Below are 12,180 nucleotides of genomic sequence, written 5' to 3'. Positions count from 1 at the left end.
ATGGCTTTTTCGCTTGATTTCCTAATACTCTTTTAAACTCCCTTATATGCTTGACGGTAAATCTCTGCCAATTCTGTAACTAATGGAAGCTTAGGGTTAGCAGTGGTACATTGGTCTTCAAATGCCTTATCTGCGAGGTAGTCAACCTTGCTTTCAAAAGTGTCTGCCTCAATATTATTTGCTTCGATACTCATTGGGATATCAAGCTCTTTTGCCAGGCGAATGATCGCTTGAACTAGGCTTTCAACTCCTTCTTCTGTGGTATTCGCAGGCAGTCCAAGTGTTCGTGCAATTTCTGCATAGCGCTTATCTGCCACAAAGTGTGCGTATTTCGGGAATGCTGTAAACTTATTCGGTTTGGCAGCATTATAGCGAATGACATGCGGCATTAATATTGTATTTGCACGTCCATGAGCGATATGGAATTCTGAGCCGAGCTTATGGGCAAGGCTATGATTGATACCAAGGAAGGCATTCGCAAAGGCCATACCAGCAATCGTTGAAGCATTATGCACTTTTTCACGTGCCAATTCGTCACTGCCATTTCGATAGGCTCTTGGCAGGTATTCAAATACAAGCTGGATGGCTTTCATTGCAAGTCCATCTGTATAATCATTAGCCATACAAGACACATAAGCCTCAATGGCATGGGTCAATACATCCATTCCAGTATCCGCCGTAATATGTTTAGGAACAGTCATTACAAATTGCGGATCAATAATCGCTACATCTGGTGTTAATTCATAATCGGCAAGCGGATATTTAATATTTGCCTCCTTATCCGTTATGACGGAAAAGGAAGTTACTTCCGAACCTGTTCCAGAGGTGGTTGGAATCGCAACAAATTGTGCCTTTTCACCTAACTTAGGATATTTCACAATTCGTTTTCGGATATCGAGAAATTTCTGTTTTAACCCAAAGAATTCAGATTCTGGATTCTCATAGAACAGCCACATCCCTTTGGCAGCATCCATCGCTGACCCACCGCCGAGAGCAATGATTACATCCGGCTGGAATTTAGCCATCATTTCGGTGCCCTTCATAACCGTTTCAATGGATGGATCTGGCTCTACCTCTGAAAAAATTTCACAATGAACATAATCCGGACGTTTCCTTAAATAATAAAGTACCTTATCAACATACCCTAGTTTCACCATTCCAGGGTCCGTTACAATGAATGCTTTAGAAATCTTCGGCATTTTAGCTAAATACTGAGTGGAGTTTTTTTCGAAATATATTTTGGCTGGAACTTTAAACCATTGCATATTAACATTCCTTTGGGCTACTTTTTTGATATTGATTAAGTGAATCGCACCAACGTTAGTGGAAACAGAATTTCCTCCATATGAACCACAGCCAAGTGTTAGTGAAGGCATGTAAGCATTGTAAATATCACCGATGGCACCCTGTGATGATGGGGCATTGACAATGATTCTTCCAGCCTTCATCCGGTAGCCATACTGCTTAATTACTGTTTGGTCTTGGGAATGGATGACCGCAGAATGTCCTAACCCGCCAAACTCTAGCATTTCTTCTGCTCTTTTTAAGCCTTCTTCAAGATTGCTTGCCTTGTAACAGGCTAGGACTGGACTTAATTTTTCTCTTGATAGCGGGTAGCCTGGTCCGACACCATTTAATTCAGCTACAAGTATTTTTGTGTTTTCTGGAACTGTTACTCCTGCCAATGCAGCAATTTTACTTGCAGCCATTCCAACAATATTCGGATTAACGGCACATGAAACTTCATTAATAACTAATTTTTCAACTTTTTCTTTTTCTTCTTCATTTAAAAAATAACAATTATTTGCAATCATTTCATTTTTGACTTGAGAATAAATTTCTTGATCAATAATCACAGCCTGTTCAGATGCACAAATCATTCCATTGTCAAACGTCTTTGATAAAATTAAGTCGTTCACTGCTTGATGGATATTGGCTGATTTCTCCATATAGCATGGAACATTTCCAGGTCCTACACCGAGGGCTGGTTTACCAGAGCTATAAGCGGATTTGACCATTCCTGCACCGCCAGTTGCAAGAATCATAGATATCCTTGAGTGATTCATCAGTGCTTGTGTAGCCTCAATGGATGGCGTTTCAATCCATTGGATGCAATTCTCAGGAGCCCCTGCCTTTATCGCTGCATCCCTAAGGATTCTTGCCGCTTCGCTGCTGCATTTTTGTGCGGATGGATGGAAGGCAAAAACAATTGGATTTCTCGTTTTTATAGAGATTAGTGCTTTAAACATTGTTGTGGATGTTGGATTGGTTACCGGTGTAACACCTGCAATTACGCCAACGGGTTCGGCAATTTCAATGATGCCTTCATGTTCGTTTTCGTTGATAATGCCAACGGTTTTATCATATTTGATATTATGATAGACATATTCAGTTGCAAACATATTTTTAATAATCTTATCTTCATAAACGCCTCGTTTGGTTTCTTCAACAGCAAGTTTTGCAAGCTGCATATGCTGATCAAGTCCAGCTAAGGCCATTTGCTTCACAATCGTATCAATCATTTCTTGGTCAAAGCTGCGGAATTCTTCTAACGCTTTTAGACCATTTTCCACCAAGGTATCCACCATTGTCGTTACACTTTGTATATCCTTGCTCATTTTTTCTGCCACTGCCATTTTAATTCCTCCAATTTCTTAAAACTTTGTGATATATTTCACAAGTAGCTGTAAAAAAAATAACAAACAGAATATATATGACTTACATTGTTACTCGCATACAGGGTTTCGTGGTATCTTTTCAAAGGATATGTCAGTAAGGACCTTTGAATATTTTTTTACAACGATGACAAAGTTTACAGTCCATATATACGTTGGAATGTTTTCATTATCCTTGAACATCATCGCCTCAAATTCATCACCAACAGTTTCTTCGAAAGTTTCTTGTGTATACGTTTCAGAATCTGTTGAAAAGGATTTCCATTCACATACCATCATGTCATATCACTCCTTGAACCTTTTATAAGTTTATAATAACACCGATTTTCAACAATAGTTTGTGAAATATTGAACAAACCTTGAAATATTAACAAATATACCGAAAATGGTCCTTTTTACCTAAGTGGAGGACAGGAGGCAAAAAAACAGCCCAATTGATGGGCTGTTAGTTTTCTTGTTTCTCTTTATCAAACCAAAGTAGTTCTTGATCCTCTTCATCGCCATTATAGTTGATAAGAATCTCTTCACCAGCTTTAATGTCTTTGTACGCAAAGAAGTCAAAGGTATGGTTTGGAAAATTTATCTCATAAGTGGCATTTGGCTGATAAGAATGATTAAATAGCATTCCATAACCTAAGAGAAGGCATGTGTGGTTGATTCCATATTCAAATGCATAATCGGCAAGCAAGGTTTTTTCAATATGTTCATGCTCCGCATTTGGATAGGCGATAACGGGTGCTTCATGGATCAGTTCGCCTTTTTTTATATCACGTGTTGCAAATACACCTCTATTGAACTCCCCATCGCTGAGTTTTGATGTTTTTATTTCTATCATGATTGTCACCTACATACTTTCTTTGAAGTCAATTCATCCTATTAGTTTGACAGGTAATTACATTGAACGCAACCGTTTTCGGTTAACTCGCATGATAGTATGTCTAAAAAGCACAAAATTTACTCAGAACAGATAGTGATATGTTCAAATTTAGATACCTTAAACAAGCCTTTGTCCGTAAGCTTTAGTTCAGGAATGACGGGCAGGGCTAAAAAGGAAAGGGTTAAAAAGGGATTGAAATGACTGTTTGCTCCAAGCTTTTCGAGAGCAATATGAAGGTTATTTAGACTCGCATATATTTCCCGGTAAGGGCGGTCAGATATTAATCCTGCAATGGGCAACTCTAATGATGCGAGGATTTGGCCATCTTTAATGACAATCAGCCCGCCCTGCATTTTTTTAATCCTATTTGCAGCTAAAGTCATATCACGATCATTGGTTCCAGCAATAATAAGATTATGCGAATCATGGGCAATCGTGGTGGCAATCGCGCCATTTTTTAACCCTAAGCCTTTGACAATTCCTAAACCAATTTGCTTCGTCATATGATGGCGTTCGATTACGGCAAGCTTTAATTGATCAGCAGTGATAGAGGGCTGGAAGAAACCTTGATCGCAGATTTCCACTTCTTCCACGATATGTTGAGTAATAAGGCTATTAGGAATGATTTCGATGATATTTGCCTTTTTTGAGAATAAGGAAATATTCAAATTCATTTCTATGAGATCATCAAAATGGACTGACTTACCCAAACCATTCTTATGATTATTATTACAGTCAATAATCAATTTTCCATCTTCGACGACTGCCATTCCATCTTTATATACATGTGAGATTCTGATACTTTCAAGGTCCTCAACGAAGGAAAAATCTGCTTTATAACCTGCTGCGATGGCCCCCTTATCTTGGAGCCCAAAACATTCCGCGGCATTGATGGTAGCCATTTGAATAGCGGTTATAGGGGAAAGTCCTTCTGCAATCGCCAGCCTCACATTGTGATCAATGCTGCCCTCGAGCACAAGGTCATCTAGATGTTTATCATCCGTAACAAATAAGCACCTGCGGGAATTATACTGATTTACAACTGGAATCAAATTGCGTAAATCCCTTGCAACAGTACCCTCACGAATCATTAAATACATTCCGCTCTTAAGGCGCTCTTTAGCTTCTAGAGCTGTGGTACTCTCATGGTCGGTCCGAATACCTGCAGCCATATAGACATTCAAATCTCTCTTAGACAACCCCGCGGCATGACCATCGACTTTTTTACACAATTGTTTTGCGTCAGATATTTTATTCAGCATATCCTCCTCAGCATGAAGGACTGCAGGGAAATTCATAACTTCTGCTAATCCAAGGACTCGAGAATGTTGATAAAAGGGTTTTAAATTCTCCGCTGTTAAAATTGCACCTGAGTTTTCAAAGCTTGTCGCTGGAACGCAAGATGGAAGCATAATATAAAAATCGAAAGGAAGGTTTTCGGAAGAATCTAGCATATATTGAATACCAGCAGTGCCTAAGACATTTGCAATCTCGTGGGGATCAGCAATAACGGTCGTTACTCCATGCGGCAGCAGGACTTTTGCGAATTCACTTGGTGTCACCAAGGACGATTCGATATGAACATGACCGTCAATAAAGGCAGGAAGTACATACTGACCGTTAGCATCAACAATATGTTTCCCTTCATATTCTCCGATACCTGCGAAATAACCATCCACAATGGCGATATCACCTTCGAGTATTTCCCCATTAAAAACATCAACAATCCTGCCATTTTTCACAACCGTATCCGCAGGTTCTTTTCCTGAAGCCACAGAGATTCTTCTCCTTAATTGATTTCTCTCCATTGCCCAACATCCTCTACTATCAGATTAGTATTCTACTTTGTTCTTAGTGCTTTCCCAAGTTCGAAAAGGGAGATCACCATCGTCGGGGAAAATTTGCTGCATGGGTATTTTTCGATGTTCCATTGGGAGTTCAAGTTGCTCATAAATGAATTGATCATCAAACCCTATCTTTGCCGCATCCTGTTTCGTGCATGCATAATAAACGGCCTTTGGTCTCGCCCAATAAATGGCACCGATGCACATTGGACAGGGTTCACAGCTCGTGTAAATTTCACAATCAGTAAGCTGAAAGTCGTTTAAGTACTTGCAAGCATCACGAATGGCCTGGACTTCTGCATGTGCAGTTGGGTCGTTCGATGTGGTGACCTCATTTCGTCCAGTACCGATTATTTTCCCGTCTTTTACCACAATCGCCCCGAACGGACCCCCATGTTTGGATAGAACATTATTAAGTGCTTCATCAATTGCCTTTTTCATAAATTGAATATCTGACATGTAACCTCTCCATTCTTTCGTATTTTTTGATCGTTCAAAAGTGGTAATTAAAGACCCAAAGCTATAGTAGAGTATATGACCCTTATGTAAATACTATTTCGTCATTTCGATCGTATATTGAAAAATGACCGGACGAGTTTACTAATCAATAAAACTTACATTCATTGTAAGGTTCATAAAAATAGAGAATGAACAGTTGATGTATTTTTAGGAAGTCTAGAATATACATAGTTTTAACGGTAAGCCAGCTGGAAGTGAGGGGTGAAACGATGAATGTAAATGAATGGATGGAATGTGAGGAAGTAAATCAAATGAACAGGAAGGAGTTTATACAAAAAGTAGGCTGGGTGTTTGAACACTCACCGTGGGTGGCTTCTGCAGCGTGGGAAAATATCCCTTTTGAATCTCATGAACACCTTTTACAAACGATGATTGACATTGTTCAAAATGCGGAGAAATCTATGCAATTGGCATTACTGTGTGAACATCCTGATTTAGGAACTAGATTGCAAATGTCTGAGATTTCTAAGAAGGAACAAGCTGGTGCAGGGCTTAATCAGCTTTCAAAGGAGGAACTTGAGGAGTTTGTTTCCCTCAATCGGTGCTATGTACAGAAGTTTAAATTTCCGTTTATTTTGGCCGTGATAGGGCAAAGCAAAGAAAGTATTCTTGCTGCAATGAAGCAAAGAGTTAATAACTCTTACAATCAAGAGTTTAACATCGCGTTACTTGAAGTCTATAAAATTGCAGGCTTCCGATTGAATGATATATTCAAAAGTTAATAGAATCTGTTTTTGAGAAGCATCTTCAGTCTGGAATGACCGAAGCAAAAAAAAGAAGAGCTTTCGGTCAATGCAGGGTGTCTGAATGACCGAAGCAAAAAAAAGAAGAGCTTTCGGTCAATGCAGGGTGTCTGGAGTGACCGAAACAAAGAAAAAGAAGAGCTTTCGGTCAATGCAGGGTGTCTGGAATGACCGAAGCAAAGAAAAAGAAGAACTTTCGGTTAATGCAGGGTGTCTGGAGTGACCGAAACATAAGGAAAATAAGTTATGGGTCAATGCAGATTTACCATAATCAATGTTTTCCAAGCCTTTCAACAAACTAAAGGAGGCTTCAAATATGAAAAGAACGATGAGCTACGGAAAAGCAGATGTATGGGTTTATCGCACCTATGCTAAGCCGTTAACTGAAGTTCGCACTATTCCCGAATCCACCTTCTCCGGCCGAAAAAACATTCTGTTTGGCATGAATGTAAAAGTCGCCGTAGAAGGTGAAGGATTTTTCCCCTCATTTAAAGATGGCGATAACAAACTAGTGGTCGCTACGGATTCAATGAAAAACTTCATCCTCAAGCATGCAGGAGATTATCAGGGTGCGACACAAGAGGGATTTCTTGAATTTGTCGCCCGCCGCTTTCTTGAAACCTATTCCCATATGACAGGCGTCAGCATCTCAGGAGAACAAATTTCCTTTGAAGATCTTCCTGTTCCTACAAATGGAACGTTTGAACCAAGTCCACTCGTATTTCGTTATTCTTTAAATGAACAGGCCGGTGCCTCTGTTGAGGTGAAACGTAATAAAAACGAAACCATCACTACCGATCAAGTAAGCAGTTTAAAGGGTCTGAAATTGATTAAGGTAAAGGGAAGCTCGTTCTACGGCTACGTGAAGGATGAATATACGACATTACCGGAATCCTTTGACCGCCCGCTGTTTATCTTTTTAAATATTGACTGGCGTTATAATGATCTTGAGGATGCAAGAGGAAATACATCGGATGGTTATGTGGCAGCAGAGCAGGTAAGAGATATAGCTTACACGGTCTTTCATGAGGCAAACTCACCTTCCATCCAAAATCTCATTTATCGAATTGGTACAAGAATCCTAGAACGCTTTCCACAATTAGCAGAGGTTCGCTTTGAATCGAATAATCGGACTTGGGAGACGATTTTAGACGAAATTCCTACCTCACAAGATGGAAAAGTATTTACTGAACCCCGTCCCCCATACGGTTTCCAATGTTTTTCGATGACGCGTGATGACCTAGATTCTAAAGAGGAAAGTAAATGACAGGGAAACTGACAACACATGTCCTTGATATAAGTATTGGAAAGCCAGCTAGCGGTGTGTTAGTGGAGTTAGTACGTGTTGGTCAAAATAATGGGATAGAGACCATCCAATCTTCCTATACAAATGAAGATGGTAGATTAAATCATCCCTTATTGGAAGGGGAATATATGAAAAAGGGAATCTATGAACTGCATTTCCATGTTGGCGACTATTACCGAAATCGAGGAGCATCCACTGAAGATCCCTTCTTTCTAGACTGTGTGCCCGTACGATTTGGTATTTCAGAACCGGCTTCCCACTATCATGTGCCGCTTTTGATTTCACCAGGAGGGTATAGTACCTACCGAGGGAGTTAGGAGGGAAAATGAAAACAGAACTTTGGGTGAAAAACGGCTATGTTTTTACAGGCAGTGGATTTCGACATACGTGTATAAAAATTATAGATGGCGTAATAGAGGCTCTCTACGACAGTAATCACGAACCCTTGAAAGGAAACGATGTCAATATCATCGATGCAGGAGGTTACCTGGTTGTTCCCGGTTTTATTGATGCACATGTTCATTTTAACGACCCTGGCCGGACTGATTGGGAAGGAATTGAAACTGGCAGCCTTTCCGCAGCCATTGGCGGCACCACCACTATTTTTGATATGCCCCTGAATTGTTCTCCGTCCGTGACAAACGTGAAAAATTTGCACAATAAAAGTGAATATCTTACCTCTAAGTCTTATATTGACTACGCACTGTGGGGAGGCATGACGGGTAATAATGTTCAAAATAAAGCAGAACTAGCCCAAATGTCAAAGGGAATTATCGGGTGGAAAGCATTTATGTCAGATAGCGGCATCGATGATTTTCCCTATGTCGCACCAGAACAATTAAAACAGGCTATGAAGATTGCCGCAGACCAAAATAAAATCCTCGCCCTGCATGCAGAATCGCAGGAAGACATTCATAACCTTACTACCTTTTATAAAAATCAATATAACATGAATGAGCGAAAGGCATTTCTCGCCAGCCGGCCAATATCAGCTGAAGAACAGGCAGTAATTTCTGCACTGGAGTTAGCCTCAAAATATGGTACGGCAATCCATTTCGTTCATATCAGTTCACCAAAAGTAGTAAAAACAATTCAACAAGCAAAGAAAAGTGGAATAAACGTTACCGTAGAAACCTGTCCCCACTATTTAATTTTTGACGAAGAAGATTTCCTTAAAAAGGGTCCTATTCTTAAATGTGCACCGCCGCTTCGACCACGGGAAAAGGTAGAAGGATTATGGGAATGTATCACCAATGGCTGGATTGATACGATTGGCTCCGATCACTCGCCATGTCTTTATTCCATGAAAAATACTGATTCCATTTGGGAGGCATGGGGTGGAATCCAAGGTGTACAATTTACCTGGCTTGCTTTATTAGATGAGGCTTTGAAAAGGAGAATTCCACTTAAAGATATACTCCCGATGGGCACTGCTAATGTGGCTGATCGTTTTGGAATATCAGAGAAGAAAGGAAGAATTCGCCCTGGATTAGATGCGGATTTAGCCCTGATTTCATTGGACGAAACAACGTTTGCCGACCAGTCTTCGATTGCTTTTCGAAATAAATATTCTCCCTATGAAAATAGAACTTTTCTGATGAAAATAAAGAAAACCATTTTAAGAGGAAAAGTAATTTATGACGATCAAGCAGGGGGAACGGAAGAAAAGTATGGTCAGTATCTACAGCCAAGGAAGTGAGTTTATGGGTCAATTCCCCATTAATATAGAAGAGGCAATACAGTGGTTAGCTTCATTTGGGGGAGAGCCAGATGGAGGTGTAACTCGAACACTTTATTCCCAGCCTTGGAAAGAAGCCCAGCAAGCCTTAAAGGGATGGATGGAGGAAGTGGGGCTGCTATCAAATTATGATTCTATTGGAAACCTATTTGGGAGATTGGCTTCACCTAATCAAAATGCCAAGACTATTCTTATTGGCTCCCATGTCGACACCGTTAAATCAGGTGGTAAATACGACGGTGCATATGGAATTATAGCTGGAATCATGGCTTTAGAATTTTTAAAAAAGAAGTATGGACAGCCAGCCATTAATCTTGAGGTGGTTTCTTTTTGCGAAGAGGAAGGGAGCCGCTTTCCATTGGCATTGTGGGGGTCAGGCATGATGACTGGTATATATTCTTATAAAGATATTGTGGATATTAAGGATTCGGAGGGAATTAGCTTTGAAACAGCCATGATGGCTGCTGGATTTAGAAATTCTGAATACAGGGTCCGAAAGGATATTCAAACCTTTATTGAACTACATATCGAGCAAGGACCCACCCTTGAAAAAGTAGAAAAATCAATTGGAATAGTAAAAGCCATTGTCGGTCAAAAACGGTTTCGGATTAGCGTGAACGGAGAATCTAACCACGTTGGTACAACTTCAATGAAATGGAGAAGAGACGCTCTTCATGGGGCGGTAAACATGATTCATGACTTATATGAAAGTGTGAAGCAATACGACGAAGATCTGGTAACAAGTGTGGGGCAGCTCTTTGTGGAGCCCAATGTGCCCAATGTAATACCTAATCAAGTTCAGTTTACAGTCGATGCGAGACATCCGAATGAATCGGTTTTACGCTCATTTTGTCAGCAATTCACCCAGAAGTTTCAAGACAATGCGAAAAAACTAGATTTGGATATCCAAGTGGAGATGTGGCATGAGGTTCACCCTGCCCAGATGGATAGCGGGCTTAATGAAATCATCCAAAGTATCTGCACACGGAGTATGACTTCCTCCCATTGGATGAATAGTGGTGCAGGTCATGACGCTCAGCTGTATGCACGAGTTTGCCCTACAACCATCCTATTTGTACCCAGTCATGGCGGCATTAGTCATTCACCACTCGAGTATACGTCGACCAAAGACTTAGAAACAGGTTTAGAGGTACTTATACAATTATTACATCAATTAGCTTACTAGCACGGAGGAGGTTTTTTTTTGAATCAAGATAAAGCAAAAATGGTGCAGTGGATACAGGACCAGGAGGAAGGTTTAATCTCCTTTTTAAAAAAATTAGTTCAAACAGCTTCGGATAATCCAGCTGGCGATTGTTTACCTATAGCCAGTGTTTTAGAGAAACAGCTTCAGGAACTCGGTTTTGAAAATGTATCTCTTCTTGAAGTAGATGAAGAAAGTGTTAAAGCAAATGGGATGATTAGTATGGCTAACGTCCTTGCCCCCACAGTTTTTGGAGAAGGGACAAATGTTGTTTTAAACGCACACGGAGATGTGGTCCCTCCTGGATTAGGGTGGAGTGTCGACCCCTATGGAGGAGAAATTATTGATGGAAAAATGTATGGGCGAGGAGTGGCCGTTTCGAAGTCTGATATCGCTGCTTATACCTACTCTGTACTTGCTTTAAATCAGGTCAAAGAAAAGCTTTCTGGAAGGGTGGACCTGGCATTTACGTTTGATGAAGAGACAGGAGGAGAAATAGGTCCTAAGTGGCTGCTTGACAGAGGTTATATCAAGCCTGATCAAGCCATTGTTGCAGGGTTTACTTATTCAGCTGTTAACGCTCATAATGGGTGCTTGCATTTTGAAATCACAACAACAGGAAAGTCCGCGCATGCAGCCCTGCCACATACGGGTATTGATGCGATTGAGGCGACTAATAAAATCGTAAATGTATTATATGAATATCGTAAAAAACTGGCAGAAATAAAATCATCTATCCCAGGGATTGACTTTCCGACCTTGAATGTGGGGCTTATTTCAGGCGGGATCAATACGAATGTTGTACCAGATGAATGCACGATTAGAGTGGACCGACGATTAATTCCTGAAGAAGACTTTATTGCCGCAGAGAATGAGTTCAGGGAACTAGTTCATCAAGCAGTATCAGATATCCCAGGCATCAAAATTGAAATCAAGAAAATCCTTCATGCTAAAAGTTTTGGGCCAACTCCGGAAAATACGCCTTTAGTTCAAGCCTTAGCTGCAAACTGGCATTCGATTTTAAAAGAGGAAAGTGAGTTACCTGTTTACGGAGTACCACTATATACAGATGCCCGACACTTCTATGCTGCAGGAATTCCTACGATTATGTTTGGAGTAGGACCCAAAGTATTAGAAGAGGCAAACGGACATCGAGCAGATGAAAATATTCGACTGTCTGATTTACAGGCTGCAACCAAAATCGTCGCATGTACCCTTTATGATTTATTAGCAGAAAAATAAATTCAAAGAGCCAACTAAGTTTGTTGGCTCTT

Annotated in this window: 12 protein-coding genes; 7 read left to right on the top strand and 5 right to left on the bottom strand. The window is 40.4% G+C overall.

All coding sequences use genetic code 11. The features are described from left to right. Window positions 1–32: 32 nt before the first annotated feature. From adhE to MLOOGBEN_RS08305, 5 genes are all read right to left on the bottom strand, one after another. Window positions 33–2,636 carry a bifunctional acetaldehyde-CoA/alcohol dehydrogenase gene (adhE, locus tag MLOOGBEN_RS08325; protein WP_179157789.1) on the bottom strand — a complete coding sequence of 868 codons (2,604 nt, stop codon included), beginning with the start codon at window positions 2,634–2,636 and terminating at the stop codon, window positions 33–35. Window positions 2,637–2,726: 90 nt separating this feature from the next. Then, window positions 2,727–2,954, bottom strand: a complete 228-nt coding sequence (locus MLOOGBEN_RS08320; protein ID WP_179157788.1) for a hypothetical protein — start codon at window positions 2,952–2,954, stop codon at window positions 2,727–2,729. A 166-nt stretch (window positions 2,955–3,120) separates the two neighbouring features. Continuing rightward, window positions 3,121–3,510, bottom strand: a complete 390-nt coding sequence (locus MLOOGBEN_RS08315) for an SET domain-containing protein (RefSeq protein WP_179157787.1) — start codon at window positions 3,508–3,510, stop codon at window positions 3,121–3,123. Window positions 3,511–3,629: 119 nt separating this feature from the next. Further along, window positions 3,630–5,360, bottom strand: a complete 1,731-nt coding sequence (ade, locus tag MLOOGBEN_RS08310; RefSeq protein WP_179157786.1) for an adenine deaminase — start codon at window positions 5,358–5,360, stop codon at window positions 3,630–3,632. 24 nt (window positions 5,361–5,384) lie between these two features. Further along, on the bottom strand, window positions 5,385–5,855 hold the full coding sequence (locus MLOOGBEN_RS08305; protein WP_179157785.1) for a nucleoside deaminase: 471 nt from the start codon (window positions 5,853–5,855) through the stop codon (window positions 5,385–5,387). Window positions 5,856–6,124: 269 nt separating this feature from the next. On the opposite strand from MLOOGBEN_RS08305, the gene uraD reads away from it, so the two are divergent. The 7 genes from uraD to MLOOGBEN_RS08270 all read left to right on the top strand — a co-directional run bounded on the left by uraD (window position 6,125) and on the right by MLOOGBEN_RS08270 (window position 12,148). Beyond that, window positions 6,125–6,637 (top strand): 2-oxo-4-hydroxy-4-carboxy-5-ureidoimidazoline decarboxylase, encoded by a 513-nt coding sequence (gene uraD, locus MLOOGBEN_RS08300; RefSeq protein ID WP_218781103.1) that lies wholly within the window; start codon window positions 6,125–6,127, stop codon window positions 6,635–6,637. Between the two features lie 85 nt (window positions 6,638–6,722). After that, window positions 6,723–6,881, top strand: a complete 159-nt coding sequence (locus MLOOGBEN_RS08295) for a hypothetical protein (protein ID WP_179157784.1) — start codon at window positions 6,723–6,725, stop codon at window positions 6,879–6,881. A gap of 93 nt (window positions 6,882–6,974) precedes the next feature. Beyond that, window positions 6,975–7,925 carry a factor-independent urate hydroxylase gene (pucL, locus tag MLOOGBEN_RS08290; protein WP_256988985.1) on the top strand — a complete coding sequence of 317 codons (951 nt, stop codon included), beginning with the start codon at window positions 6,975–6,977 and terminating at the stop codon, window positions 7,923–7,925. Next, window positions 7,922–8,281 (top strand): hydroxyisourate hydrolase, encoded by a 360-nt coding sequence (uraH, locus tag MLOOGBEN_RS08285; protein WP_179157782.1) that lies wholly within the window; start codon window positions 7,922–7,924, stop codon window positions 8,279–8,281. The genes pucL and uraH overlap by 4 nt, the downstream gene beginning before the upstream one ends. A gap of 8 nt (window positions 8,282–8,289) precedes the next feature. Beyond that, window positions 8,290–9,663: an allantoinase AllB gene (gene allB, locus MLOOGBEN_RS08280; protein WP_179157781.1), complete on the top strand. Its 1,374-nt coding sequence runs from the start codon at window positions 8,290–8,292 to the stop codon at window positions 9,661–9,663. Next, a complete protein-coding gene (locus MLOOGBEN_RS08275; RefSeq protein WP_256988984.1) occupies window positions 9,602–10,888 on the top strand; it encodes a M20 family metallo-hydrolase in 1,287 nt (428 codons plus the stop codon). Before allB ends, MLOOGBEN_RS08275 begins: the two co-directional genes overlap by 62 nt. Window positions 10,889–10,906: 18 nt before the next feature. Continuing rightward, window positions 10,907–12,148 carry an ArgE/DapE family deacylase gene (locus MLOOGBEN_RS08270; protein WP_256988983.1) on the top strand — a complete coding sequence of 414 codons (1,242 nt, stop codon included), beginning with the start codon at window positions 10,907–10,909 and terminating at the stop codon, window positions 12,146–12,148. Window positions 12,149–12,180: the final 32 nt, after the last annotated feature.

Source organism: Bacillus sp. EB106-08-02-XG196, assembly GCF_013396335.1.
Lineage (GTDB): Bacteria > Bacillota > Bacilli > Bacillales > Cytobacillaceae > Neobacillus.
This window is presented reverse-complemented; position numbering and strand designations above follow the sequence as displayed.

Excerpts from the sequence above, each read along its gene's own strand:
- adhE (WP_179157789.1), bottom strand. The coding sequence starts at position 2,636 with ATGGCAGTGGCAGAAAAAATGAGCAAGGATATACAAAGTGTAACGACA.
- MLOOGBEN_RS08320 (WP_179157788.1), bottom strand. The coding sequence starts at position 2,954 with ATGATGGTATGTGAATGGAAATCCTTTTCAACAGATTCTGAAACGTAT.
- MLOOGBEN_RS08315 (WP_179157787.1), bottom strand. The coding sequence starts at position 3,510 with ATGATAGAAATAAAAACATCAAAACTCAGCGATGGGGAGTTCAATAGA.
- ade (WP_179157786.1), bottom strand. The coding sequence starts at position 5,360 with ATGGAGAGAAATCAATTAAGGAGAAGAATCTCTGTGGCTTCAGGAAAA.
- MLOOGBEN_RS08305 (WP_179157785.1), bottom strand. The coding sequence starts at position 5,855 with ATGTCAGATATTCAATTTATGAAAAAGGCAATTGATGAAGCACTTAAT.
- uraD (WP_218781103.1), top strand. The coding sequence starts at position 6,125 with ATGAATGTAAATGAATGGATGGAATGTGAGGAAGTAAATCAAATGAAC.
- MLOOGBEN_RS08295 (WP_179157784.1), top strand. The coding sequence starts at position 6,723 with ATGACCGAAGCAAAAAAAAGAAGAGCTTTCGGTCAATGCAGGGTGTCT.
- pucL (WP_256988985.1), top strand. The coding sequence starts at position 6,975 with ATGAAAAGAACGATGAGCTACGGAAAAGCAGATGTATGGGTTTATCGC.
- uraH (WP_179157782.1), top strand. The coding sequence starts at position 7,922 with ATGACAGGGAAACTGACAACACATGTCCTTGATATAAGTATTGGAAAG.
- allB (WP_179157781.1), top strand. The coding sequence starts at position 8,290 with ATGAAAACAGAACTTTGGGTGAAAAACGGCTATGTTTTTACAGGCAGT.
- MLOOGBEN_RS08275 (WP_256988984.1), top strand. The coding sequence starts at position 9,602 with ATGACGATCAAGCAGGGGGAACGGAAGAAAAGTATGGTCAGTATCTAC.